We start from the raw sequence: 26,934 nt of genomic DNA on the forward strand, positions 1-26,934 counted from the left end.
CTCCTAGTTTTCATCCACAAGGTCAACATCCAGGCCAAACTCGTCACGGAGACCGGCATAACCTTCATCTTCAAGTTTCAAGGCCAAGTCTGCGCCGCCGGTTTTGACAATGCGCCCGCCCATCATTACGTGAACAACGTCAGGTTTAATGTAGTTTAGCAAACGTTGGTAATGCGTAATGATTAAGGCACCAAAGTTGTCGCCACGCATGGAATTCACTCCCTTAGCAACCACCTGCAAGGCATCGATATCCAATCCCGAATCAATTTCATCTAACAGCGCAAACGCTGGTTTGATCATTAATAATTGCAGGATTTCGTTCCGTTTCTTTTCACCACCGGAAAAACCTTCGTTTAAGTATCGCTCCGTCATTGCTTCATTCATATCAAGGAGGTCAAGATTCTTATCTAATTCCTTTAAAAAACTCATCACTGAAATTTGGTCATCCTTTGGACGGCGGGCATTAATAGCTGCCCTTAGAAATTCAGCGTTGGTAACGCCAGGTATTTCGGCTGGATATTGCATTGCCAAGAACAAGCCTCGACGGGCACGTTCATCAACTGGCATATCAAGGATACTGTTGCCATCCAATAAAATATCACCTTGTGTCACGTGGTAGGCAGACTGCCCCATGATGGTTTCAGACAAGGTCGACTTCCCCGTTCCGTTTGGTCCCATGATGGCATGAATTTCACCCGTACTCATGGAGAGATTAACACCCTTCAAAATTTCCTTAACGGCACCACTTTCACCGTCTTGTACTTCAATATGCAAATCCTTAACTTCGAGTGTTGACATTCTCTTTGACCTCCATCGGTTGTGTTCTTGTGATTAATTTCATGATCTCAAATATCTAAAACAAGTATATTCTGGAATATTCCTGTCGGTATATTAGGCATCTCCCTAATATTTATGAAAACCCTTTCGTGATAATCTTTAATCATTATCAACACAGAAAGGGCGTTATCTTATGGAAATACAGGTCTCGGTCAATGAGCAGTTAACCGTTCATTGCATGGATCACCTTGAAAAACGAATCTCTAGGCAACTTCATCGTCTAGGAATCGAACCAGGTACTGTCCTAACTGTCGTGCGCCGTTATCCATTTCACGGGCCGGTAATCATTGAAGTCGATGGCCAACGTATCGGTGTTCGTGACGCTGTGTTGCAAACCTTAACGAGGCGCTAGTGTCATGACAACCATTGCACTATTAGGTAATCCGAACACTGGCAAATCGACATTTTTCAATCGTTTGACCAACCAATATGCCAACGTTGGCAATTGGGCGGGCGTCACCGTTGACCAGACATTAGGGAATATTCCAAAATCAAATATTAACATTATCGACCTGCCCGGTATTTGCTCACTAACTCCAATAACAAAGGATGAAGCCGTCACCGTAGACTATCTGCTGGACAACAACCCGGCTGACGCCATTTTGAACATTGCCAATGCGTGTCAGCTCAAACGAAACCTTCTGTTATCTATCGAGTTGTTAGAACTCGGTAAACCACTAATATTGGTCCTGAACATGATGGACGAGCTTTCACAGAGCGGCGTTCACTATGATCTAGACATTTTGTCGCAACGTTTGGGCTGCCCCGTACATGCAAGTGCTGCTCGACAAAACAGTGGTGTCGATGAGGTTCGTGCCTGTTTATTTGACCAAACTACAATAACCACTTCTGATCCGCTGGAATTGGATTATCCTAAAGCCATTTCAGCAGATATTCGCGACGCCACAACACAATTGGTTAAAAAACATCGACTCTCACAAAATTTTGCTCGTTGGTTAACTATTCAATTCATGAGCGACAACGATGCAGCGGTTAAATATGTTGATGAACATCGTCTAGACACGTTAACAAAGGGATGCCAAACGTACCGCGAGCATCATTATGCAGACCAAATCTTTCACGTGCGACTTACTTTCATCGAAAACACACTTGCCGCGGCTACAAGTTTTACTGAAAACCGTTCTCAAAATACGGTTACTGCGAAAATTGATCGCTGGGTTACACACCCAATCTTAGGATTGCCTATTTTCATCGGGATCTTCTGGTTCATGTTTAAACTCTCGTTTGACTGGATTGGAACACCATTGAGCGATTATTTAAACGCGCTCCTGTCCGGACCTCTCTCTGAGGCCGCAAATCATTGGCTAACTGTTGTAGGTGCCTTACCCTTTTTAAGATCACTGATTGTTGACGGTATCATTGCTGGTGTCGGCGGCGTGCTGACGTTTATTCCCCAAATTTTTGTCCTGTTTGCCTGCATTACAGTGTTGGAAGATTCAGGTTATATGAGTCGTGCCGCCCTAGTCACTGATCGATTAATGCAGCTCATTGGCTTAAACGGCAAGGCATTCATCCCACTGATCATTGGCTTTGGCTGCAACGTAACCGGCATCATGGCCACGCGAACGATCGAACAACCCCGTGAACGTCTCGTGACGACCTTAATCGCGCCATTTATGAGTTGTTCCGCTCGACTGCCAATCTACAGTCTGTTTGTTACCGCCTTCTTCAATCAACACCAAGCTGTAATCGTTTTATCCCTATATTTTCTCGGTATTGTGATTGCGTTAGCCATGGCTAAATTTTATCAACTGGTCTTTAAATTAAAAGACGCGAGCAACTTTGTTGTAACCTTGCCAAATTATCATCGTCCTCGATTAGACCTCGTCATTGCAGGTGCTTGGGAAAAAGGCAAAGGTTTCGTCAAGAAAACAGGAACCGTTATTTTTGCCGGCACAGTGCTCGTTTGGCTGTTGTCTAACATTGGTCCACACGGATACGTTATTAACATTGACGCCAGTTTTTCAGCAATTATTGGTCATTGGTTGCAACCGGCCTTCGCGCCACTTGGCATTACTAATTGGCAAACAATCAGTGCGCTGATGACTGGGGTGCTCGCTAAAGAAGTCATTAGTTCCAGTATGATTGTCCTATTTCACTTAAGTGGGCAAACCAGCTTAGTGACAACATTCAGCACACTGTTTACGCCGTTATCCGCATACAGTCTGTTAGTTTTCATTCTGATTTACGCCCCATGTTTTGCGACGCTCGGTGCTATTAAAACCGAAACAGGTTCCGTTAAATGGGCCATCTATTCGTTAATTTCAAGTACTGTTTTGGCTTACGGATTGGCGCTAATTATTTTTCAAGTTGGCTCTTTATTCTGACAACGTTTGAAACAGTTCTGATGGGAGGTTAGGTTATGTCCGTTTTGATCAATGTGCTAATTTTCGTCGCTATTGTTGTCATTGCGGTAATTATCGCCGTTCACACCATGCGACAGTCAGCAACCAAACCGCCCTGTGAGAGTTGCGAATATGCTTGTCCGGCAAGAAAATTGATGCAGCACCGTGGGCCACGTAATTAGCAATTATGCTAACTGAAAGCGGTAGAAACGAAATTGTATATGAATCCCATCCAAAACAAATACGATCCTGATTTGCTCAAAGAACAAAATCAGAATCGTATTTTTTAATTATTTAACTTCTTTTTCTTTAGTTAATCTATCCGCCTCGATTGATGGACGTGCATCCTGTTTTCGCTCTGGAAACCAGCGAAACATTAACTGATTGAAATAATCAGAAGCATAACCGATTACAAAAATTCCTAGCGCCATAGAAGCGAACAATTCAACCACAAACAGCGGCCAACTTTTAATCGTGACGTTTGAAACAATCAACATAAATGTTCCCCACGTGATTAGCCAGGCCGGCACCATTGTAAACTTCATGATAGTGCCCTGTAGGAACAAGACGGCAAAGGTTAGCAGGCCAAACATAATCGCGGTTGGCCAAATCGATGCAATCCAGCTTATTTGAAGCAAGCTAAAGGCCAGCAGCCCCCAAACAATGCCACAGACGAAGCTTGCCAAAATATTCCAAATCTTGTTTTTTGGAAAACCTGCGCCAAAGAAATACGAAACTGCGACGAATGCGGCTGCACCCATCCACAATGAGCCATAGCTCATGATCAAGCTGTACACTAGCGTAAAGAATCCCACTCCAATGGCATCAAACCATACTTTCCTACTGATTTTCATATGAATTCTCCATTCGTAGTCAATAAAGAGAGCGGGACATAACACGTTTTGGCTTTCTCAGGTAATGCGAATAAGGCGTTTATGGGCGTTTTTCCCATGAATGCCTTATTCGCGTTAGATGAGCAAAAGTCAGTGTTATGTCCCGCGTTTGCGGCAATTTTTCATCCGCATGACCTTTTGCGGTTGAGGAAAAATTGCTTGCTGCCGTTTCATTAGAAATTGAGTTGAGACGTTATGTTCCAGTTTCCCGTAAAATGAAACTATTAAATTTTACCAGATTTACTGAACTGGGTGTGTCAAACGTGAAGATTCAATTTGAACATCTTCTGGATTGCCTTTAGTACCTGGTTTCATAACCACTTCACCGGTTGTAATCGCACCAACAGGACAAACTAAGTTACATAGGTGACAACCGACACATTTGCTAGTGTCAATGGATGGACGACGTGTCTTAATATCCCAAGTAATCGCCTGGTGAGCACCATCGAAACAAGAAATATAACAACGACCACAGCCAATACATTTATCCCAATCAATCTTCGGATAAACTTTGTAATCACGGTCCAAATCTTCGGCAGGGACAATGTTCTTGTTGGCAACACCAATCAATTCGCTTAAATGTTCAACGTGCTGATCTTCCATGTAATGCATCAAACCGTTCTTCATATCTTCAACGATTCGATAGCCATATTGCATAACCGAAGTGGTCACTTGCAAGGTTGTTGCGCCCATCAGAATGAATTCCGCTGCATCTTGCCAGGTTTCAATCCCACCAATCCCAGAGATTGGTAATTGTTCCAAACCAGCGGCTGTTCTCAATTGTTGTAGGAAACGAAGTGCAATTGGTTTAACAGCCTTCCCTGAAAATCCGGAGATTGAAGACTTACCATTCACAATTGGCAAACCAACTTTGCGATCCAAATCAATGTTGGCCACAGATTTAACCGTGTTAATCGTGGCAATCCCAACAGCACCACCGGCCATGCTGGCCTTGGCAGCAGGAACCATGTCCGTGATATTAGGCGTCATTTTAGCCATCATTGGCAGATCTGAGCCACGTTTAACCGCTGCACAGTACTTTTTAACCAGTTCAGGGTTAGTCCCAACATCGGAACCCATTTCGTGAGAGGTCATTTGAGGACACGACAGATTCATTTCGATCATGTCCGCCCCAGCTTCAGTTACCAGCTGAGCCAGTGTTTCCCAGTCCTCTTCGTTTGTCCCCATGATGGAGGCAATGACAACCTTGTTCGGATAGTCATCCTTCAAATGACGTAAATCGTGAAGGTTTTCCTCCAACGAATGCTCAGCGATTTGTTCCATGTTTTTGAATCCAACGAAGGGCGTTCCTTCTTTTGTCAGTTCATCAAACCGTGGTGAGACTTCATTGATTTTAAAGTGTTTCGGACCAATTGTTTTGAAAACAACCCCGCCCCAGCCTTCGTCAAAAGCCTTAGCACACATTTCATAACAGTTGTCGACAGGTGAAGAAGACAGGAGGAATGGATTCTCAAAATGAACCCCCAAAAATTCCACTGATAGATCTTTGCTAATCATTATTTGTTACCTCCTAATAATGCCTGATCAATTTCTTCGGCAACTTCTTTACCTTTGCGAACGGCCCAAACGACGGTCTTGTCACCTTGGGCAATATCCCCAGTGAAGAACACTTTTTCGTCATCAGTCTTGTAACCGGCATGCTGAACTTCACCATGATCTGTATTTACACCAAGGTTGTCTGTGTTAACTTGTTGACCAACGGCCAGGATAATCAAGTCGGTCTTAATGGTCATTTCACTGTCTAAATGACGATGTTTAAAGGTAATGGTATTGCCATCTACGTCAGTTGGAACGTAACCATCAACAATGGTGACACCGGCCTTCTGAGTTGCATCAAGTTCCTTCTTAGAAGCCTTGAATTCATCAAATTCTTCGTAAACGAGGTCAGTGACGTTCTTAACATCCAACCGCTTTAAAGTCGTCGCAACATCCATCGCAACATCCCCACCACCGACAACAACTGCACTGGCAGGAATGTTGTCGATGTCACCCTTGGCTTCCTTAACACGTGCTAAGAAATCAACGGCAGTTTCAACATATGGATTGCCTTCAAACATTGGTAACATCTTCGCTTCACTGGCACCAACGGCAACAACGACAGCGTCGTGATCAGCCTTTAAATCAGCCATTGTGACATCTTTACCAATAGTGACGTTGTACTTGATTTCTGCGCCCAGATTGACGATCCGGTTGATTTCAACGTCGACAATTTCATCTGGTAAACGATATTCAGGAATACCATAACGAAGGTAACCGCCGGCCTTCTCATTCTTTTCGTAAATGTCGACTGCATAACCTTTTTGAAGTAGCGTTGCCGCCGTTTGTAACCCAGCAGGGCCACTGCCGACGATAGCAATGCTCAACCCATTTGAATCGCCTTTGCGAAGAATGTCCATTTTTTCTTGTTCTTCGTAGTCAGTCACGAAGCGTTGAATGCCACCAATATCAATTGGGCAGTCAATCCCAGTTCGCGAACAAGCAAGTTCACAATACTTTTCAGTTGGACAAACGCGAGCACAAATGGCACCCATGGCGTTATTTTCACGAATCGTTTCAGCAGCACCCTTCAAATTTCTGAAACGAACACTACGGATGAAACGTGCTGGATCAGTTCCGGCAGGACATGCTTTAGAACATGGCGCATCGTGACAAAGTAAGCACCGCGCAGCTTCTTCCATCACCGTTGTCATTGTGTAACTAGGTGCTTCCTTTTCGTATTTTGTACTCATAAGATGTAACCCTCGCTTATTTGTTATTTAAACGTTCACATGGTTCATGTGTTTACGTCTTTGAGGTTAGCATCGGCACTAATGACCAGCAAAAATACAGGTATAAACTAAGGATTCATCACGGTTAGAGCCTTCTTTTTATACGCTTATGTATATAAGAAAAGTAAGGCTTAGCAGGTTTCCTAACATGCATTAGTAACCATTAACTGTTATCAGTTGTTTTAGAAACACTGCTGTTACTAGCTTTGTTCGTGCTCAGCGACAAAATGGCGATTGGATTAAACGGAATTTAATTGGCCAATATCTCTTTTTACCCACTATTTCTATATATTTTTGGAATAAAATATTAGTTTTATTTTCATTCGCATAAGAGAGCTACATTATCTAGCATTGAAAATATAAAAAGATCACAGAGACAACTGGCCAATTCGCCCAGTTGTCTCTGTGACCTAATTCATATATTAAACCGTTAGATTATCTCGCCAATTACTTTAAGTGAGTTGCTGACGGCATTATTTTACAAACATTGGGATAGGTTGTTGTGTTTTAACATCGAACAATCCTTTATCTGAAATTTTAATCGCTGGTGAAACCAACAACGATAGCGTTGAAAATGACATAATTTCATTACTGTTTTGATATCCCAGCTGTCGCATTGCTTGACGGACGGTGGCTAATTTCGCTCCCAATTCGTCTATTGGTTCACTGCTTATAATGCCACCAATTGGTAACGGTGTGTTGGCAGTAATTAGACCGTTTTCCGCAACAACATAGCCACCGTGATCATCGACAAGTTGTTGCTGAACCGCCAACATTGAAGGAACATCCGTCCCCATAATCATCAAGTTGTGATGATCATGAGCCCATGTCGCCCCTATAGCACCATGTCCTTTAACGCCATTTTCGACAAAACCAAATGCCAGTTCACCGTGACCTGAATAACGATTTTGAACCATCAACAGAGATAAATTATTTTCTTGCCATTGCACTTGCCCATTAATGACTGGCAACGTAACTTGGCCACGCTTAGTAAAAGTGCCGGTAGCACTAATTTGGACCGTGTTAACCGCCACCTCGTCACGTTGCATAGCGGTTTTGATTAACAAATCTGATTCTGTTAATACTGGTACGTGAACGGAATCTGTAATCGTCGAGTCAAATGACAATCCTTCATTTGTATCAGGAGCAACAATATCCGCCACTGCATTGCCATGCAAAAATACATCTTCAATAACAAAGTTATCTACGTCACTAAGAACAACAAAGTCTGCTATCCGACCTGGCGCAATGGCACCACGATCCCAAAGTCCCATCCGACGAGCTGGTGTATAAGTGGCCAAGTAAATTGCCTCTTCTGGCGCCATACCAAATTTAATTGTTTGCTCAACCAGCCTGTTAAGGTGTCCACTGCGCAAATCGTCAGCCATCACGTCATCCGTTACCAGTGCAACATGTTCATAAAATTGATGTTCAATAATTGTTTTCACTATCTCTGCAGATAATGACTTTTGTTGAATTTCAATGAACATGCCGTTAGTTATCTTTTCAATTAAGGACGAAGGCGTCTGGAAAGTATGATCGGATGTAATGCCACTATTAATAAAATCAGCCAAATCCTTGCCACTCACTTTGGGCGCATGGCCTTCCAAAGGCATTGTCGGTCTGATATTGCGACAGTCCTTAATGATTTTCCGGATCAGAGACTGAGGCTGTGATGTAATCCCTTTAAAGTTCATGGCCTCGCCCAAGCAGATAATTTTAGGATCGTTTAATAATGTGGCAACCTCATCCTGTCCAATAATGCCACCAGTTGTTTCCATTGCCGGCGTTGTGGATGGAACTGAGGAAGGAATGGCATAAAAAACTGAAATGCATGAGGGTTGGCGCATGAATTCTGACAGGCCATTAATGCCAGCAACGTTGGCAATTTCGTGGGCATCTGCAATCACTGTTGTCGTGCCAAACTTAACGGCAGCACGACCAAAGTTTGTGGGAGTAGCCATTGAGCTCTCAATGTGCATATGAGCGTCAACCAATCCCGGAATAATTGAAAAGCCTTTTAGATCAATCGTCCGCTCTGCTAGAATATCAGGTAAATTCGCACCAATCCAATAAAAATTGCCATCTTTAACGGTGACATCAACATTGTTAAAAGTCTTTGTATAACTGTTGTATACTCGGGCATTTTTAATCAGCAAATCAACGTTTGTCATAATGTCTCCTAACCTTATTGTTTATTCATCAATTGATTCCAACGTGTAATCCATTGGGCCAAATGACGATTAACATACGCAAAGTTAAGGCTTTCAGCCTGCTTAGCAACTGTGCCAACCGTTTTATTTTCTGCGTCTTTACCACTTAATTGAACAGCCTTATTAACCGGCGCATTATTTAATGACTGCGGACTGGCAACCTTTTTTTGAACCGTTGCACTTAAACGGGCATCAATGTACCGATAATCTTTTTCGGTATTATGACTACTCTTCAAAATTGAAACCGTATCATAGTTAGCTAATGTTCCTGACGCCGGCACGACATATTTTAATTGTGGGTTTGCCTTTTGAACCATATTGACAGCATAATCACCGACAACTGCCACATCAATTTCTCCCGTTTTAAACATATTGGCAATGTCAGAGGATTGTGAATATGTTTTAGTCACATTAGGTTTCAACTGTGACAACGCCTTGAATGCTGCCTGACCATTATCTTTTTCAACCGCCGTACCAGCGTGCTCGCCAGCAAGATAAATCATCGCGGGTCCAAATGTCGTCGTAATATCCGGAATGGCCAGTTTATCTTTCAGTTTTGATGACCATAGTTGTTTCCATGAGTTAATTGAAATTTTTTGAGGATTATACATGATACCAACACTGTTCAACGTGTACGGCACACTGTTGGTTTCTTTTGCCAATTTTTGTTGAGCAGGTGTAAGCCGTTTGAAATTCTTTAGCTTACTGAAATCCAGTTTCTTAAATAAGTGTTTTTGATTCCCTGACAACGCGTTATTTTGTGATAATTCAACCACATCTACGCCACTGTTGGGATTGTGTTCTAATTGTGTCATTCTGGCGTTACTGTCACCGAATTGGGTTCGCATCGTTACGTGATTTTCCTTCGCAAACGGTGTCAACACGTCGCTATTCATCTGCTTTGTGGCCAATCCAAACGTTGAAACGGTCATCGACTCATCTGCTTTCGCCGTTGCATCCAAAAAGCCAACCGTCAATCCACCGAGTAACAACGAAATGGTTATTCTTTTCAATAATTCCTTATGGTGTGTCATCAAATTCTCCTATTCTGCCAATGCAATGAGTTTGTCGGACGGTAATGTCAGTCGTACTGCGTCTCCTAATTGATGCGTAGCCCCTTCTGAATCCACCTTGATTTGGCCTAAATGGTCTGTCGCTACAACATAGCGATATGCGCGGCCAAGATACGTTTTGTCGCAAATAATGCCATTAAGACTGTTCTGTTGCGTATTCATGCTGGTATCAAAGCGAATGTTTTCAGGTCGAATGCAAAGACGAACCGCTGGTTTAGTTGTCTTCTCGGCCATGTAAAGGTGCATTTCACCGCTTAAATACTCATCTGAATTCACCTGCCGTGTTACGTTGAAGAAATTTTCAAATCCGATGAACTTTGCTACAAACGTTGTCGCTGGGTGAGCATAGACGGTTTGTGCGGACGCAATTTGCTCAATGTGACCACCATTCATAACAATGACGCGGTCAGAAATTGCAAAACTTTCCTCTTGATCATGCGTAACGAAAAGTGCAGTTATTCCTAATTTTTGCTGTAGTCGGCGAATTTCTTCTCGTAGGGACAGACGCAGTGCCCTGTCTAAATTGCTAAGTGGTTCATCCAGTAACAGTAACGTTGGGTTAACAACTAAGGCTCTCGCTAGTGAAACACGCTGTTGCTGACCACCGGAAAGTGCGTGTGGGCGATGATTAGCTAAATCCGTTAGCTCTGTTAGAGACAATATCTCGGCCACACGTTTGCGAATAGCTGTTTTGCCAATACCGCGTTGTTTTAAACCGAATGCGACGTTTTCAAACACACTCAAATGAGGAAATAAAGCGTAGTTTTGGAAGACCATGCTCATATTACGTTTGAAAACGGGGACCGAGTCAATTGACTGCTCATCAATCGCAACATTCCCACTTGTTTGACGCTGCAGTCCCGCAATGATTCTTAAGGTAGTCGTTTTCCCACATCCGCTTGGACCAAGAATCGAAACCAGTTCACCCGCATTAACTGAAAAATTGATATCTGTCAGCACTTTTTTACCATCCTCATACGACATTGATAAGTGCTTAACTTGCATTGCCTGCATTATTTATTTCTGTCCTTTCTGATTCAGATGTTCGTTAACATGTGTTAATCCATTCATCCGCTCCATCAGCCACATCATGAGACCCGTCAACAACATTAAAATTACTGACACTGCTGAAACGGTTGGATCATAGTTATTTTGCAAATAATTCAAAATAGCAGTTGGTAACATTGTTAACGACGGGCCGTTCAAAAATAGCGTAATGGGAATGTTATTGAATGAATTAATAAAGCACATGATGAAAATAGCGAGGAGCGTGCCTGAAATATTCGGAATCACTACCCTGAAAAAAGTTTTTATTTTCGATGCTCCGCTTAACCAGCTGGCTTCTTCTATAGTCTGATCAAACAGCAATAACCTAGCCGTTAGCATTCTAATTACATATGGCACGCTGAGTAAAAAGTGCCCTGTGATAAGAACTGGCATTAGCGGCAGCTTGATTCCAATAACTAAACTTTGAAATAGTGCAAAGCCGATAACGATCTCTGGAATCAAGGTTGGGGACAGAAAAACTGTTTGAAACCAGTTAGCATGATGAATACCACGGCGCGTTAATGCATAAACCGCTGGCGTTCCAATCACAATTGCTAAGAAACTTGCAGTAACAGCGACTGCAAAACTTGTTTTGAAACCTGTCACAAAGTCAGGTTGTGACAATATGTTGGCGTACCATTTCAAAGTGAAACCCTTTATCGGAAAAGTAATAGCTGCCTGTGAACCAAATGAAGTGACAACAACTAAAACTAGCGGGAGCAACAGTAGTAGCAACATCAAGTAACCATATAACGTCAATAACCAGTGTTTTTTCTGTCTCAAACTTCGTTACCTCCCGAAATCCGCTTAGTAATGACTTTTGTTATTGATAGACTTGCTAAGGCAATCAATATCAGCGTCAATGCCACAATACTTGCGGCCCGCCAATCCCCCAGTGTCATGGATTGCTGATATAACAACGTCGACAAAACTAAACTACTGTTACCGCCTAGTAATTGTGGCGTCGTATAGGCTGTCATTGCGCCTGCAAAAACTAAGATACTGCCAGTCAGTAGGCTGGTCGTTAACTGCGGTAAGGTGATTTTGAAAAACCGTGTTAACGGACCTGCACCTGACATTGCGGCCGCCTCATCAATTGATTGATCCAGTGATACGATTGAGTCAATCAGCATCGTCACCATGACGGGGAAAAACAAATAAATAAGCCCAATCACAATAGCCGTATTCGTATATAAAATGCGAACTGGTTGGTTGACAATATGCAGATCCATTAACAATGTATTGACTAGCCCGTTACGTCCAAGGATTAGAATCCAAGCAAAGTTTCTAACAACTGCATTAGTGAGCATTGGAAACAAAATGACAAGCGACAGTAATTTACGAACTTTCACTCTTTGGTGAGCGATCCAAAACGCAAATGGAAATGCTAAAACTAGCAAACCCAAGGTGGTTACAAATGCAATGCCGATCGTTCTGAAAATAATTTGCTGGTTGTATGTAGCCTTTAAAAATGAAAAATATGTTTCATTACTTTTTACTCCGAAAATCACTGGTAACACCAACTGAACAACTGGAAAAATCAAAAACAATATAATTCCAACCAAACTCGGCAGTAACAGTGCCACACTGATTCGTCTATCCCTCACGATGTAAAACCTTCCTCAAAAAATTGATGAAGTCATCTTATCATCAGTAAACGAACAATGTTAGGATAAAAGCGGCCCTTTGAACGTGTTTTATGCCTGACTATAAAAAAATTAATTGTACTGGAATTCCGCTAGCTCGCACTCGACTTAATAGAGCATCGTCTGCTCTGGCCATTTTTAATAAATATATTTAATTGGTTTTACAAATTTGTTTGCTAACCTGCCAGCCGTTTGGTCAGCAATTATTAAACTTTTCATTGACACGTCATGAAAAATAAATTAGTATTCTAATCAATCTTTAATTCAAGGAAGCTTACTAATGATGACAACAACAACTGTCAAAACTACATATGCGTTTTATTTTTGGTTTTTTGGAAATTCATCCAATTAGCCATTATTTAACGTGGCCATGCGGATGGATAAAACATCTGCGTGTATGGTCATCAGTTGTTTATCGATGATTTAAGCCCCCAGGTGTTTAACGACACGCTGGGGGCTTTTCTTGTTTTCAATTCAATTATCACTGTCATCGAGCCAAAGTTTAGAAAGGATATTTTATATGCAAACACAACAACGAGATCTCGCACAACGTTTAAACACCCAGCTACTAGCTATCAAGCCAGATATGATTCACAGCTTTGACCACGAAGTTAGCGACATCCCCAACATCATCAAACTAACGTTAGGCGAACCGGACTTTAATGTCCCTGAGCACGTCAAACAGGCGGCCATTAAGAGCATTGAGGACAATGATTCCCATTACGCGCCAGTTCCTGGGACCACAAAGTTACGCGAAGCAGCTGCACATTTTTTAGCAGATCGTTATGGGATTCAGTATGATCCGCAAACAGAAATCGTTGCTACCGTTGGCGCAACTGAGGCTATTTCTGACACACTCCGGGCCGTCACAAATCCCGGCGATAAAGTGTTGCTTCCGGGGCCAACCTTTCCCTTATACGAGCCAATTATTAAACTCAACGGTGCCGAAGTCGTCCCCATCAACACAGAACCTAACCAATTTGTCCTCACACCCCAGCAACTGCAAGCCGCTATCAATGAATATGGTGATGACATCAAGGCTATCATGCTAAACTTTCCGTCTAACCCAACGGGCGTCACTTATACTGCCAATCAAATAGAAGCCTTAGCGGATGTGCTTCGTGACACCAATATCATTGTGATTTCCGATGAAATTTATTCTGAATTGACATATGGTCAACCTCACGTTTCATTTGCACACTACCTGCCGGAACAAACATTAGTTTTAAACGGTGTGTCAAAATCACATGCCATGACAGGATACCGTGTTGGTATTCTCGCTGGCCCGGCAGCTTTAATTGGCAGAATCAATTTAATGCATGCCTTTACGGTAACGTCAGCCTCTAATCCGGCTATGGCAGCAGCTGCTGAAGCATTGGGAACAGAACAGGGCCGTCATGACACCGAGAACATGAAGGCAGAATACAAACAGCGACGTGATTTCGTTTATAACACCATGACAAAGCTCGGCTTCACTATCCCTAAACCGGCAGGCGCATTCTATATCTTCGCGAAAATCCCCGAACGTTTGCACATGACTGATTACGATTTTTGCCTTTCGTTAGCTCAAACCAGTCAAGTGGCTGTCATTCCAGGAGCAGCGTTTGGACCCGGTGGCGAAGGCTACCTGCGTCTTAGTTACGCTGCCTCAATGACAAACTTAAAGACGGCCATGGCCCGTCTCACAACTTATATGGAAACTCACTAAACCTTAAGGATTAAACGGAGGTCACTCACATGACAAAAATCATTATGTATTCAGTCCGATCAGACGAAATGGCAGCTATCAAAGATCACGCGAAACGTGAACACCTCGAAATTCACACAACGACGGATGCCTTATCTGCGTCAACTGTTGACCAGGCTAACGGTTTTGACGGCATTGTTATCCAACAACGCAATCGCATTGACGATGATCGCGTCTACCAACAATTAGCTGACATGGGACTCAAACAACTGACGTCCCGAACAGCCGGTGTTGACATGATTAACGTGGTAGCGGCCCATAAGGCCGGATTACTCGTTACCAACGTTCCTGCTTACTCACCACGCAGTGTTGCCGAACACGCCCTCATGCAAATTTTCCGTGTATTACGGAAAGCGCCATTGGTTGATGCTCAGGTCCGCGAAAATAACTACTCTTGGGCTAATTTACAGGCTAAAGAAATTCACTCAGCTACCATCGGCATTATTGGTGCCGGGCGAATTGGCGGTACTTTAGCTAAACTACTGCACGCGCTTGGTGCAACTGTTTTAGCTTATGATGTGGTTGAACGTGAAGCGTTAAAGCCGCTCGTGACCTACGTTGATAAACAAACCCTATTGGCAAGATCCGATGTCGTCAGTTTGCACGTCGACCTGAATCCAACTTCGGAAGGATTGATCGCCGCAAACGATTTTTCCCTTATGCAACCAACAGCAGGCATTGTAAATGCTAGTCGCGGTCCAGTCATCAATACGAATGACTTAATAACCGCTCTTGAAAACCACCAACTTGCGTTTGCCATGCTCGATACAGTAACTGGTGAGGAGAAGATCTTTAATGCCGACCATCGGCAAGACGGGCTCGAGTCACAACCTAACATTGCCAAGCTGCACGCCATGAATAACGTGATCATCACGCCGCACATCGCCTTTTTCACTAATATTGCAGTCCAAAACATGGTTGATATCTCATTGAATGATGTTCAGGACATTCTTGCTGGTCGACCAACGGAACACAGCGTCGAATAATCAGCCTAACCATTAACTAAGGAGCCTGCCGATGAAAATACCCGAAGAAACATCCCCTGCACTATCAGCAACCGGCCTAATGACCACCATCAAACGTGAAATGATCCAATTCAAAACATTTATTCTCGCCATTTTAAACGGCACTAGTCTGGGAATCATCATTGCCCTTATCCCGGCAGCATTAACCTCTCAAATCATCCCATTGTTTGGAACAAACAGCCTGACCCGTAACCTGTTAATGATGGTCACCGTCATTCAAAGCCTATTACCCATCATTGCGGCCCTCGCTGTTGGCCACGCCTTTAAATTTGATGTTCTTGATACTGCTGCACTTGGCTGTGCCACATTTGTATCTGCCGGCGTCCTTAAGCCCACAAAAACTGGCCTGGCAATAGCTGGTACTGGTGCTATTCTTAACGTTTTGCTTGTACTAACCGTTACAGCAAGTTTTATTTTTGTCATTCATAAACGTTTGGGACAACTACGCTTAATCTTGGAACCAACCCTAGTCGTCCTTGTTTGTGGCTCAATTGGCCTGCTCACCTTGCTTGCTATGGTTGGCATTCAAACGGCCATCGGGCAGGTGGTCGCCACGGCCACAACACTGACGCCAATAATGATGGGTGCCATGTTGGGCATGATTTTTGCACTTCTCATTGTGTCTCCTCTATCGTCGGTTGGTATTGCAACGGCCATTAGTTTGACCGGCATCGGTTCTGGTGCAGCTAACGCTGGCATTATCGTAACCAGCTTCGCTTTAGCAGCCATGGGGGCGTCCGCAAATTCGTTTGGTGGCACCATTGCTCATTTTGTGGGTTCACCAAAAATTCAGATGGCCAATATGCTAGCTCATCCGGTGATGTTCATTCCAATCCTGCTGGGTTCTGGTATCATGGGCGCCTTTGCGGCTATATTGGGCGTCTGTGGAACTGCGTTTTCCGCTGGCTTTGGGCTCTCCGGATTAATTGGACCCTTGACTGCATTGCAAACTACCGCTGGCACAAATGTCGGCCTTCGCGTACTATTAGTATTCATTATTCTGCCAATCACTTTGGCCTTAGTCTTAAAAGTGATCTTCGTAAATCGACTGCATTTGGTCAAACCGGATTACCTGAAATTACCACTCTAACCATGATTTTCAAAAAGCTGTGACGTGACGCTGTCTTTAATACTGAATATTCCGTAAGAACCGCAATGGAGACCGTTTACACATCGCTAAATTACTGTAAGCTCTTATCAATAACAAAGTTTTAACCAGATGACTCGTTTCACGTGAAACGAGTCATCTTTTTTGATTCACCTTTTTCGTTTATTAGTGTATAAATGCTAAATTCCACAATGAATGTTCGTATTTTTAAAGATGATCTTACTGCTCGATGATGAAAGTTCGGGTTTCACAGAATCGAAATACAATACATATATTTCCGAACTTTTCAAGGCTGAATCCCATTAATTATTCGTGATAGTATGTATAAAGATTAGTTTTCTTTTTCACATTTATAATCGGGGGTTTTCTTATGCAGCAACACCGCACATTCCGAATAAGTTTAGGTTGGCAAATTGGCATCGGGTTAGTTCTAGGAATTGTCCTTGGCGCACTTTTTTATCATTCAAAACCAGCCATTACCGCATTTACCAATATTGGTGCAATGTTTATTGGCCTAATTCAAATGATCGTTCTGCCAATTGTGATTTCCTGCCTAACAGTCGGCATCGCCAACATGGGCGATATTCGCAAACTTGGTCGTATTGGTGGTAAAACATTGCTTTATTTCGCCAGCATGACAACTTTAGCAATCATTTTAGGTCTAATTATTGGTAACATTACTCGAACTGGCAGTCTAATCAACATTCATGACCTGCCCAAGACTGACATCTCTCAGTACGTAAAAACAGCAAAACACGCTTCTGAAGGTGGTATTTGGGCAACTGTGCTTAATATTATTCCTACTAATTTCTTTGCCGCTTTAAGTGAAGGCAACATGATGCCGGTAATCTTCTTCTCCGTATTTTTTGGATTAGGCACGGCTGCAATCGGCGAACCTGGCAAGATCATCGTCGATTTTCTCAATGCCGTGGCCGCCGTTATGTTTAAAGTCACAAACTGGATTATGCATCTGGCACCAATCGGCGTTTGTGCCCTAATTGGTGCCACCGTTGCACAAATGGGATTAACTGCGTTAGCTCCGCTCGGATTGTTCATCTTAGTCACTTACCTGACCATGATATTCTTTGTCGTTGTTGTGATGGGACTAGTTGCTAAAGGATTCGGGATCAACTTGTTCGAGTTGCTCAAAGTGATTAAAAACGAGATTATCCTTGCCTTCACCACAGCTAGTTCTGAATCAGCCCTGCCGAAAACAATGGATAAGCTCGAACACTATGGCGTCAGCAAGGGGATTGTCGCTTTTGTTGTCCCAACCGGCTATACCTTTAACTTAGACGGTTCCGCCATTTACCAATCCTTAGCGGCATTATTTCTCGCTCAGGCCTACCATATCAACTTGTCGATTGGCCAACAAATCACCCTGTTAGTGGTTCTAATGATAACTAGCAAGGGAATGGCCGGTGTGCCTGGGGCTTCGTTCGTCGTGTTACTGGCGACAATCTCAACCATCGGTGTCCCCGTGGCTGGGTTAACATTCATTGCAGGAATTGACCGAATCGTCGACATGGGTCGTACAGCCGTAAACGTGGTCGGAAATTCTTTGGCAACTGTTGTAATTAGTAAGTCTGAAAAGGAATTCGACAGCGAAAAGCATACCGACTATATGGCTAAAATTTCGAATTAACGCTGAAAACACATTATAGATTTAAAAAACGTTAGATTACGTGCTGACTAAAAGCGTATAATCTAACGTTTTTTGTTGTGTTTTTTTTAGCCAGTTTTAATGCTTCATAAGAGTGACAGCATTCCTCTTGCTGCAGTGATGTAAGCGTTTTATGTTTACCACGTAAACGTTTCATTAGCTAAAATTAAAGTTTTGTGTTAATACTTACGTACTAAATTGTTTCTTGGCTAAATTTATCGTGTATAATACCTGTTATTAGTTCCGAAACTAGCAACATCATGTCGTTTGTACGCATTTTTTCTTAATTATGCGGTAGAAAGGTACAGGTACAGATTTCTATGCATCGTCACAACTTTAATCCTCAAATAACTCATAAAGTTCATTTCAAAATGTTCAAATCAAAGCATGGCTGGTTAGTTGCCGGTGTGACGATGCTATCGTTTGCTACTGCCAACCTTGTCGGCATGAGTCAAGCCAGTGCGGACACCACGTCAGCACCAAATAATAATCAGCAAATTGCTGAAGTCGTTTCAAACACTGAAAAAAGTGCGACATCCTCTTCAAATACCGCCTCACAAGCAACGTCGGCTACGAGTGAAAATTCACAAAATAGTGCGGCGTCTATTAGTTCACAATCAAACAACTCAAACGTCGCTAATCATTCGCTCGCAAACACCAGTACTGAAAACAATCAGTTAAGCAAGACTCAAGCAAATAGCTCAGCGGTGGCTCACAGTACTTCTGCGGATGTCACCACGGCCAAGGCAACAAGCGAATCTGCAGTTGACACGCCCAGTGCTGAAAGTATGCCCTCTTCAGCCCCAACACAACAGCCATCGTCTGTTGCGAACGTTTCACAAACAACTAGCCGAGCAGTTAACTTGGAGTTTGTCAGTGAAGATCCCAAATCCTCAGACGAAACTGCTAACAATGTCACTGTCACTTTTCAAAATGTAGACGGCTCAACGAAACAGGACACCATTACTAAAGGTGGCACCGCTGACGATATGGCGGACCCTATCATGAATGTTCCAAATGATGGCCGTGGCGGTACTGAACAGTTTGACGGCTGGTTCTACAAAACTTCTGATGGCATCAGTGGAACTAAATTCGACTTTTCGCAACCCGTATTTAACAATGCCACGATTGTTCCCAAGTTTACGCGATTATTTAATGTCAAATTCAACTATCCAAGAAATAACGGAACGGATACTGAAGGCACCGATGCAACCGAAACAGCATCGGAAAACACGACTATTTCAGCACCAACAAAAGTCCCAGTTGCCAGCAACGGACAACGTTTTGTCTACTGGTACGATGCAAATACTGATGCAAATAAAATTCATCTTGCGAAAAAAGAAGCACCGGACGCATATGTGTTCGGTGTCGACAAAGTTACCCATGATTTTGAATTGAATGGTTATTTTGCTGATGTTCACACCGTAACTTTTCATACAGATGGTGCGCCCGTTGATCCACAGTTAGTTCCAACCGGATCCTTAGCTAAGCAACCAACTGTCAGCCGTCCCGGCTACAAGTTCATCGGTTGGACAACTAAGAGCACTGGGGTTAACAGTTCAAACTACACTCAACCTGGCAATGCCTTCGACTTTTCAACGATCATCAATAACGATACCGACCTATACGGTGTCTGGGATCCGCAAGAAGTTCATTACAACATTGTGTACTGGATTGAAAAGCTCGACCAAAATGGGCAGCCATATGCCACCCCTGACGACAAAACAACGTACGATGTCATTGGCAAAGTACAGGCTGATGACACGGCACTGACGGACTCAAAGGTCACCTTAACTGACTACGAACGAAACGAACATTTCAATCAGTTAAAAGCAAAAAGTGATCCAACGGCCGCCATTAATTTTGCAACTTTTTACCCAGTCAGCTCGGCCAATAAGTTTGCCCATGTTGACCAAAACGTTCAGATTCTTGGTAATGGTCAAACCAACATCAATGTTTACTATGCCTTGAACTCTTATACGTTTAACTTTGATTTTGGCGATGATTATTATACTTTGAATAATTCATATCGGCCTGACTATTATATATACACCGATAATTTATCAGTTCAGCAAGCCGATAAAAATTCCGATGGAACGTACTCGATTGCCATAAAGTATGGACAAAATCTCTCCTCAATTTGGCCCATCGTAACCGGATCTGGAAAATATTTTATTGATGACAATCATTATTACAACACCCGTTTTTCCGGCTGGAGTGGGGGAGCTGACAATGTATTATGGGTAACTAAGCGTGTTGCATTAACTCAAGACATGCTGACTAAAGCAACGTCCGGAGATGGTGCCATCGTTACCATGACTCCTAATTTTTTAACCACAGGCAGCTACAATCAATCTGAAACGCATTATTATTTAGAGTCACTCGTTCAGCATCAAACGTCAACTAACGTTTTTCTTAATAATAAATTCTACAATCTGCTATCAGATTATGAAGATAATTTTATTATTTCTAAGCCGACAAATGGAACTAAATCTACGCTTAGCTACAAACAGATTCCGGGAGTTGTTGCTGAAGAAGTATCTGTTGACGGCATTCGTAACAGTAAGGGCATCGAAGTTTTCAATATGTACTATGATCGTCAACGCTACACACTTTCTTTTGACGAGCAGACACCTAGTACATCGCCTACTTCAAGGGATTACGTATTTGGCTCCAACATCTCCTCTGCCAACTTCCCAACACCTTCACGCGCTGGCTATGTCTTCGATGGCTGGTATGTTGATGCCAATGGGACACAACCTTTTACCCAAAATGGGCAACCAGAATTTTCAACAATGCCCGCTCGTAATGTCACGTTATTCGCCAAATGGACTGAGTCAACTTATCACATCCACTACTACGCCGATTACAATGACATGGTTAATGGTAAAGAGCTAACTGGTTTGGCACAAGTTTACGCCCAAAATGACGAAGCCAAGACGCCAGCAACCTACAACGCAAGCACGATTGATCCTGACCGTGGCCGCTTTTTAAACTGGAACTACATGGTTGGTGGCTCTGCTGTTGCCCTTAAAAATGGACTTTTAATTACCCGTGATTACAACGTTTTCGGGTCCTATGATGCTGTGCATTTCAATATCGCTTATCAAGTCGGTAGCGGCCATAAATCTCCGGTTTCTGACAACAGTAAATATGGCTTAGGGACTACCATCCGTTTGGCAGATGAACCAGCTAATTGGTCGGCAAATTCTGACGAGGTTTTTCTCGGATGGGCATACACGGATCAAGATGGCAAAAAGCACAACTACTTACCTGGTGACTTCGTCAAAATCGATCATAACTTAGTTAATGTCAGTGCCGCCTCTGCCGATCAAACGTTAACCTTCACCGAACGGTACGCAACCAAAGAATCAACCATCAGCGTTACCTTTGTGCCTAACGATCCAGACAATCAAAGCATTCCTAACCAAGTTATTTCGGCCGAAAAGGACAGCACCGTTCGTGCCTTAACACAAAGTTCACTCAATGTTTTCAACTTGCCATTACTCGGATGGAGCACTTCTGAAACAACAACTGCGACGACTACGCCAAGCCTTAATGACATTGCCACTGGCTCTAGTAACGTCACATTATATGGACATTGGCTCAAAGTTACCCTCAGTGGTTCAAAAGTCTACGACGGTAAAACGACCGATGATAATCAATTTGATACTCAATATACTGTGACTTTAAACGACGTCAGTGGTAATACAACCACACTGATGAATAGTGGTTCCTTAACATCAGCAGACTTCACCCGCACAGCAGGTAAAGATGTTGGGACTTATGTGTTGTCACTAAATCAGTTAGGCTTGGATGCCCTCAGACAAGCAAACCCAACGTACGACTTTAGTAATGTTAATCTGAGTGAACTTCCAACTGGCATTTTCACTATTGTGCCTAAAAAGGTGCGCGTTACACCGAAACCGGGTTCAAAAGTTTATGGTCAACCTGACCCTAGTGATATCTTCAACGTTAATACACCTGAGGCACTGAACGGTGACCCTAACATTGGTATCGTAATTGGTGATGACAATATTTATCAGGTCAAACGAACCTCAAGCGCCGATGGCAAAGATAGCGTTGGCACTTACACAATATCTGTATCTGCTGCAGAAAATCCTAATCCAAATTACATCTTGGTGCCTGGTGATTCTGCAACATTTACGATTACGCCACGACCAATTCTGATCACAGCCAACAACAACACGAAAGTATATGGAAATGATGATCCAACATTTTCAGCAACAGGGAGTGCAATTGGCGGCAACCCGGTATCTGGTCTTGTAAACAATGATCAATTAAATTACACCGTTTCACGTGAAACAGGAGAAAAACCTGGTAACTACAAAATTTCTGTTACCACTGGCCTAAATCCTAATTACACGGTGGCAACTGCTGATGGAACGCTGACAATTACGCCAGTCGTGACAGTATCTTATGTTGATCAGGACGGTAATCAACTGGCAACTGTTCCTGCTAAGACAGTTAATGCCCAACAGGTAGGAAATACCATCTCAATTGAACAGCCCACTGTCGTTGGGTATTCACTTGTACCTAGTCAACCAACCAGTTATACGTTGACGGATCAGGGAAACCAGTCGGTAACAGTTAAATATCGTCAAAATACGACTGTCACTGCTAATTATTATGTCAACGGTACGACGACTAAAATTGTCGATTCAATCATTACGAATGGTGCCGCGGGTTTAAATTATCAAACTTCTGCTGCAGACGTTGATGGCTATACGTTAGTAGCCACACCTGACAATGCCCAAGGTATCTACGCCCCAACGGGAAACACCGTTAATTACTATTACACCGTTAACTACACGGTTTTGCCAGTCGACAGTAAGGGTAATAAAATTGCTAACGGACTGCTTGGCACAGGCACACCTGGTCAATCAATTCAGTCTAGCGTTAACCTACCGGCAATTCCGGGTTATGCATTACCAGAAACCATGCCCGCTGTTCCTGATACCCCTGGGGTCACAGTTAACGTCGTCTACACACCACTGTCAGAATCGGTAAACGTTAACTATTACCTTATTACCTTAAAGGCACGACCAACAAGATTAAAGATTCAACAATTATAAGTGGTACTTTCAATACTCAATACGCGGCCCCTGCCGCTCAAGTTGCTGGATACACACTCGATGAAACGCCGGCAAATGCCACTGGGACGTTTGGCACAGCAAACAAAGACGTTGATTACTTCTACACGGCCGATAATGAATCCGTGGAGTCTCGCTATCTTGTTCAAGGTACAGAGACCGCACTCGCAGATCCGGCTACAGTAAAAGGTGACTTCAACACTCAGTACACGACAGCTTCTAAAGATATCGCCGGTTATAAATTAGTTGGGACACCAGCAAACGCTACTGGCACATTTGGCATTACTAACGCGCCAGTTATTTACGAATATGCGCCACTTCCGGAATCAGTTAGCGTTAACTACTACCTTAAGGGCACTACGAGTAAGGTTGCAGCATCAACGACTGTGAATGGTTTCTTTGATGGCAAGTACTCAGTCGCAGCGGCCAATGTTGACGGTTATAAATTAGCCACTACGCCCGCAAATGCCAACGGCACGTTTGGTACAAATACCGCCGAAGTTAATTACGAATATGTACCCCTTCAAGAAACTGTTAGTGCTAACTATTACATTAAGGGTACAACTGACAAAATTGCTGCTACAAAGATTGTGAGTGGTAATTTTAATAGTCAATACACAACGAGTGCCGCACAAATTGACGGTTACACGCTAAGTGAGACACCAGTAAATGCTACTGGTATCTTCACCACGACTAATGATGATGCAAACTACTATTACACCATCGACTTTAAAGCAACGCCAACAACCGGATCATCTTCAAGCTCCTATGATGGTGCCTCAATTTCATCCAAGTATGTGCCGACATTGCATATTCAACCAGTAAATACGGCATACAACGGCACTGTTCCAAATGTTTTATTAGCCGCAGAAGATTACACCTTTACCAATGAATCTGGCCAAAGCGTTGACCCGACAACTGACAGTAACGTCGGTCAATACACATGGAAGCTTACTTCCACAGGTATTCAACATGTGCAAACGCAGCTTGGAACTGCATTTACCCATACTGATTTAACTAGCCTTTCAGGTCATTATGAAATTACGCCAGCTAATCTGATTGTAACCACTACTAACAAGACAAAGGTTTTCGGCAAAAAGGACCCACAACTAACCGCTACAATCACTGGAACAAAGGGTAAGGACGTGATTACCGTTTCTACTAGTCGAGATGCCGGTGAATCCGTCGGTACTTACAGCGTCACATCGCAAGTGAATGCAGATTCACAAACATTACGCAATTACACTATTACCAATACCGACGGAATTTTTACGATCACGCCCGCCGAAGCGACTGTATCGATTGTCAAATTTAGCAAGGTTTATGACAGTACTGCCGAATTACCAACAATCCAATTTCAAAGTGAACAAAATCTTCAAATGCCAACAAATTTAAATCGTAACGACTTTGTTATCACAAATGTTATAAAAGGCAGTTCTGATTTGATTCAGGCTGGGACTTATCAAGTTCAAATTGCTGCGTCAGGTTTAAAAAAGATTCAGGATGCCAATAAAAATTACAGCATTAGTAGTGTTCATCCAGGCACTTACTTCATTGACAAAAAGAAGCTTTCTCTCAAAGCTACGGATCAACACAAGATTGTCGGTGATCAAAACCTGAATCTTTCATTCACTACTACTGGACTCATCTCGCCAGATTCGGTGAAAGCCCATGTTGAAATTGCATCCAATCCAACTCAGATTCGAAACGGTCATTATGAGCTACTAGTTGTTGTTGATAATGAAGACGAGCTAACCAACAATTACGATGTGGCAACCGATACAGGTTCCTTATATGTATCAGTTAAGCCGGTGTCAACTGCAGATATCAAGATTGGCAACACACAGAAAGTTTATGACGGTCAGCCAGCAGTGGTTCCGGATAACCTACTTGCGTTAACGATGCCAACCTTCATGCAACAAGCTGCTTTAACATCCGATGATTTTGATATTAGCCCAATTACGGGTACTGCCGATTTAACAGGCGCAGGCACATATACAATTCAATTGAATAAGATTGGCCTCACTAAATTAAAGGCACAAAATATCGACTATTCATTTGATGACGTTACATCTGGTCTTTATACAATTCAAAAAGCTAAAGTTAACGCCGCTGAGTTCAAACCAGTCGTCGCCGATAAAACGTATAATGCTCAGCCTGTCCCATCAGTTTATACAATCAATGTTCCAAACCTCATCAAAATGCCAACTAGCTTAACTGCAACTGATTTTACAATTTTAGCGCCGACTGCAAACAACCAAGACGTTGGTCAGTATTCCGTTTCACTATCTGAAAGCGGATTGTCAAAATTCCGCGAGGCTAATTCTAATTTTGATATTGTTGGTGGCCCGGCCGTTGTTACATTCAAGGTCACACCAGCTCCGCTAACCGTTACGATGCACCATGCTGAAAAAACGTTTGGTGACCCAGATAGCTATGCCAGTGATGTTGTTGGGTGGCTGGATTCAAACCCTTATGAGCTCGTTTACACGCGTTCTAATATGAATGAAGACAAAGGAACTTATGATGTTAATGTTGCCGTTAAAAACGCTCAAAATTACACGGTAACGACATTTGGGGCTCCACTAACCATCAAGTCATACGCTGACCTCAACGTTACTGATATTACGTTGACACAGGGAGACACCTGGAATCCAAGCATGAATTTCGTCAATGCTAAAAATGATCGTGGTGTCTCAGTCAACTGGCAAGAATTCATTATGCAAAACGGAATTGTTAAAAACGCAGATAACGTTAATACCTTAAAGCCCGGTGTTTATACAGTTATTTATATTTTTGGTGATCCTGTCACGAAAACGGCGACAGTAACCGTTAAGGGACCGGCAACCAATGTCCCCGAATCGGCCAACATGAGCCAGAGTCCTCAAGCAAGTCAGCAAGCCAATATTTCCGCTCAGGGTCAGGGTCAGGATTCCGCAACAAGTCACCAGGAAAGCACTTCATCATCGGTTCATGTGTCACAACTCAGTCAAGCCGTTCAACAATCTGTAACAGCGTCACGCGGCTCTGAGAAGCAAAACAATAGTGCAACAACACAATCACTTGTTCAGCAGAAAACCCAGACGCTTAAGTCACGTGCGGCTACAGATGCTGTGACCAGCAATGTGAATAATCAAAGTATTTCTGTAAAAGATCCATCCGTCGCAGAAAGTCCTGTCACATCGAAACCCACGTTCGCTAATACAGAAAAAACGACCGAACTGCCACACACCGGCGAACATGCCAATACTGTAGCAGCAGAAGTTGGTTTAGGTTTATTGGGAACATTATTAGCACTGGCAGGATTTAAGCGCCGCAAGCGTGACGAGGATTAAAATGATTAATTAAAGTTTCCTCAGCTGACTTAAAAAAACATTGTCTCCACGCATGGTATACAACTGCCAGTGCACGGG

18 protein-coding genes and 1 pseudogene are annotated in these 26,934 nt (G+C 43.0%); 10 read left to right on the plus strand and 9 right to left on the minus strand.

What is annotated here, in order from left to right; translation table 11 throughout:
- Window positions 1-3: 3 nt before the first annotated feature.
- The gene (sufC, locus tag LDK34_RS00560; protein ID WP_178943396.1) at window positions 4-798 is read right to left on the minus strand and encodes a Fe-S cluster assembly ATPase SufC; all 795 of its coding nucleotides are present in this window, start codon (window positions 796-798) and stop codon (window positions 4-6) included.
- Between the two features lie 172 nt (window positions 799-970).
- Between sufC and LDK34_RS00565 the strand changes: the two genes are divergently transcribed.
- From LDK34_RS00565 to LDK34_RS00575, 3 genes are read left to right on the plus strand one after another with little or no spacing between them, the layout of a single operon-like run.
- Window positions 971-1,189 (plus strand): FeoA family protein, encoded by a 219-nt coding sequence (locus LDK34_RS00565; RefSeq protein ID WP_178943397.1) that lies wholly within the window; start codon window positions 971-973, stop codon window positions 1,187-1,189.
- Window positions 1,190-1,193: 4 nt separating this feature from the next.
- On the plus strand, window positions 1,194-3,185 hold the full coding sequence (gene feoB, locus LDK34_RS00570) for a ferrous iron transport protein B (RefSeq protein WP_236941160.1): 1,992 nt from the start codon (window positions 1,194-1,196) through the stop codon (window positions 3,183-3,185).
- 35 nt (window positions 3,186-3,220) lie between these two features.
- Complete coding sequence (locus LDK34_RS00575; protein WP_236357384.1) at window positions 3,221-3,385, plus strand: FeoB-associated Cys-rich membrane protein; 165 nt, start codon at window positions 3,221-3,223, stop codon at window positions 3,383-3,385.
- A gap of 108 nt (window positions 3,386-3,493) precedes the next feature.
- Here LDK34_RS00575 and LDK34_RS00580 read toward each other — a convergent pair whose 3' ends face one another.
- The 8 genes from LDK34_RS00580 to LDK34_RS00615 form a co-directional block, all read right to left on the minus strand.
- Window positions 3,494-4,057, minus strand: coding sequence for a DUF1097 domain-containing protein (locus LDK34_RS00580; protein WP_178943399.1), 564 nt, complete (start codon window positions 4,055-4,057; stop codon window positions 3,494-3,496).
- Between the two features lie 279 nt (window positions 4,058-4,336).
- Window positions 4,337-5,614 (minus strand): NAD-dependent dihydropyrimidine dehydrogenase subunit PreA, encoded by a 1,278-nt coding sequence (gene preA, locus LDK34_RS00585; RefSeq protein ID WP_178943400.1) that lies wholly within the window; start codon window positions 5,612-5,614, stop codon window positions 4,337-4,339.
- Entirely contained in the window at window positions 5,614-6,846 is a 1,233-nt protein-coding gene (locus LDK34_RS00590) for an FAD-dependent oxidoreductase (RefSeq protein ID WP_178943401.1), read from the minus strand. The genes preA and LDK34_RS00590 overlap by 1 nt, the downstream gene beginning before the upstream one ends.
- A gap of 512 nt (window positions 6,847-7,358) precedes the next feature.
- Window positions 7,359-9,059: an adenine deaminase C-terminal domain-containing protein gene (locus tag LDK34_RS00595; RefSeq protein ID WP_178943402.1), complete on the minus strand. Its 1,701-nt coding sequence runs from the start codon at window positions 9,057-9,059 to the stop codon at window positions 7,359-7,361.
- Between the two features lie 14 nt (window positions 9,060-9,073).
- Window positions 9,074-10,132 (minus strand): ABC transporter substrate-binding protein, encoded by a 1,059-nt coding sequence (locus LDK34_RS00600; protein WP_178943403.1) that lies wholly within the window; start codon window positions 10,130-10,132, stop codon window positions 9,074-9,076.
- A gap of 9 nt (window positions 10,133-10,141) precedes the next feature.
- A complete protein-coding gene (locus LDK34_RS00605) occupies window positions 10,142-11,185 on the minus strand; it encodes an ABC transporter ATP-binding protein (protein WP_178943404.1) in 1,044 nt (347 codons plus the stop codon).
- Window positions 11,186-11,188: 3 nt separating this feature from the next.
- The gene (locus LDK34_RS00610; RefSeq protein ID WP_178943405.1) at window positions 11,189-12,001 is read right to left on the minus strand and encodes an ABC transporter permease; all 813 of its coding nucleotides are present in this window, start codon (window positions 11,999-12,001) and stop codon (window positions 11,189-11,191) included.
- Complete coding sequence (locus tag LDK34_RS00615; RefSeq protein ID WP_178943406.1) at window positions 11,998-12,825, minus strand: ABC transporter permease; 828 nt, start codon at window positions 12,823-12,825, stop codon at window positions 11,998-12,000. Before LDK34_RS00615 ends, LDK34_RS00610 begins: the two co-directional genes overlap by 4 nt.
- A gap of 559 nt (window positions 12,826-13,384) precedes the next feature.
- On the opposite strand from LDK34_RS00615, the gene LDK34_RS00620 reads away from it, so the two are divergent.
- The 7 genes and pseudogenes from LDK34_RS00620 (at window position 13,385) to LDK34_RS00645 (ending at window position 26,856) form a co-directional block, all read left to right on the plus strand.
- Window positions 13,385-14,572 (plus strand): aminotransferase class I/II-fold pyridoxal phosphate-dependent enzyme, encoded by a 1,188-nt coding sequence (locus LDK34_RS00620; protein WP_178943407.1) that lies wholly within the window; start codon window positions 13,385-13,387, stop codon window positions 14,570-14,572.
- A 29-nt stretch (window positions 14,573-14,601) separates the two neighbouring features.
- The gene (locus LDK34_RS00625; RefSeq protein ID WP_178943408.1) at window positions 14,602-15,597 is read left to right on the plus strand and encodes an NAD(P)-dependent oxidoreductase; all 996 of its coding nucleotides are present in this window, start codon (window positions 14,602-14,604) and stop codon (window positions 15,595-15,597) included.
- Window positions 15,598-15,628: 31 nt separating this feature from the next.
- Entirely contained in the window at window positions 15,629-16,726 is a 1,098-nt protein-coding gene (locus LDK34_RS00630; RefSeq protein ID WP_225439132.1) for a PTS sugar transporter subunit IIC, read from the plus strand.
- 388 nt (window positions 16,727-17,114) lie between these two features.
- Window positions 17,115-18,389, plus strand: a complete 1,275-nt coding sequence (locus LDK34_RS00635) for a dicarboxylate/amino acid:cation symporter (protein ID WP_017262451.1) — start codon at window positions 17,115-17,117, stop codon at window positions 18,387-18,389.
- A 338-nt stretch (window positions 18,390-18,727) separates the two neighbouring features.
- Entirely contained in the window at window positions 18,728-23,503 is a 4,776-nt protein-coding gene (locus LDK34_RS00640) for an MBG domain-containing protein (RefSeq protein ID WP_284144464.1), read from the plus strand.
- A pseudogene (locus LDK34_RS12665) lies at window positions 23,500-23,571 on the plus strand (hypothetical protein); the annotation flags it as partial. The gene LDK34_RS00640 and the pseudogene LDK34_RS12665, both read left to right, overlap by 4 nt.
- Window positions 23,572-23,646: 75 nt before the next feature.
- Complete coding sequence (locus tag LDK34_RS00645) at window positions 23,647-26,856, plus strand: MBG domain-containing protein (protein ID WP_236941162.1); 3,210 nt, start codon at window positions 23,647-23,649, stop codon at window positions 26,854-26,856.
- Window positions 26,857-26,934 lie beyond the last annotated feature (78 nt).

The organism is Furfurilactobacillus milii, from assembly GCF_021654115.1.
In the GTDB taxonomy this organism is placed as follows: Bacteria; Bacillota; Bacilli; order Lactobacillales; family Lactobacillaceae; genus Furfurilactobacillus; species Furfurilactobacillus milii.

What these genes read in the sequence shown, in the direction of transcription:
- sufC (WP_178943396.1), bottom strand. Translation starts at nt 798, where the DNA reads ATGTCAACACTCGAAGTTAAGGATTTGCATATTGAAGTACAAGACGGT.
- LDK34_RS00565 (WP_178943397.1), top strand. Translation starts at nt 971, where the DNA reads ATGGAAATACAGGTCTCGGTCAATGAGCAGTTAACCGTTCATTGCATG.
- feoB (WP_236941160.1), top strand. Translation starts at nt 1,194, where the DNA reads ATGACAACCATTGCACTATTAGGTAATCCGAACACTGGCAAATCGACA.
- LDK34_RS00575 (WP_236357384.1), top strand. Translation starts at nt 3,221, where the DNA reads ATGTCCGTTTTGATCAATGTGCTAATTTTCGTCGCTATTGTTGTCATT.
- LDK34_RS00580 (WP_178943399.1), bottom strand. Translation starts at nt 4,057, where the DNA reads ATGAAAATCAGTAGGAAAGTATGGTTTGATGCCATTGGAGTGGGATTC.
- preA (WP_178943400.1), bottom strand. Translation starts at nt 5,614, where the DNA reads ATGATTAGCAAAGATCTATCAGTGGAATTTTTGGGGGTTCATTTTGAG.
- LDK34_RS00590 (WP_178943401.1), bottom strand. Translation starts at nt 6,846, where the DNA reads ATGAGTACAAAATACGAAAAGGAAGCACCTAGTTACACAATGACAACG.
- LDK34_RS00595 (WP_178943402.1), bottom strand. Translation starts at nt 9,059, where the DNA reads ATGACAAACGTTGATTTGCTGATTAAAAATGCCCGAGTATACAACAGT.
- LDK34_RS00600 (WP_178943403.1), bottom strand. Translation starts at nt 10,132, where the DNA reads ATGACACACCATAAGGAATTATTGAAAAGAATAACCATTTCGTTGTTA.
- LDK34_RS00605 (WP_178943404.1), bottom strand. Translation starts at nt 11,185, where the DNA reads ATGCAGGCAATGCAAGTTAAGCACTTATCAATGTCGTATGAGGATGGT.
- LDK34_RS00620 (WP_178943407.1), top strand. Translation starts at nt 13,385, where the DNA reads ATGCAAACACAACAACGAGATCTCGCACAACGTTTAAACACCCAGCTA.
- LDK34_RS00625 (WP_178943408.1), top strand. Translation starts at nt 14,602, where the DNA reads ATGACAAAAATCATTATGTATTCAGTCCGATCAGACGAAATGGCAGCT.
- LDK34_RS00630 (WP_225439132.1), top strand. Translation starts at nt 15,629, where the DNA reads ATGAAAATACCCGAAGAAACATCCCCTGCACTATCAGCAACCGGCCTA.
- LDK34_RS00635 (WP_017262451.1), top strand. Translation starts at nt 17,115, where the DNA reads ATGCAGCAACACCGCACATTCCGAATAAGTTTAGGTTGGCAAATTGGC.
- LDK34_RS00640 (WP_284144464.1), top strand. Translation starts at nt 18,728, where the DNA reads ATGCATCGTCACAACTTTAATCCTCAAATAACTCATAAAGTTCATTTC.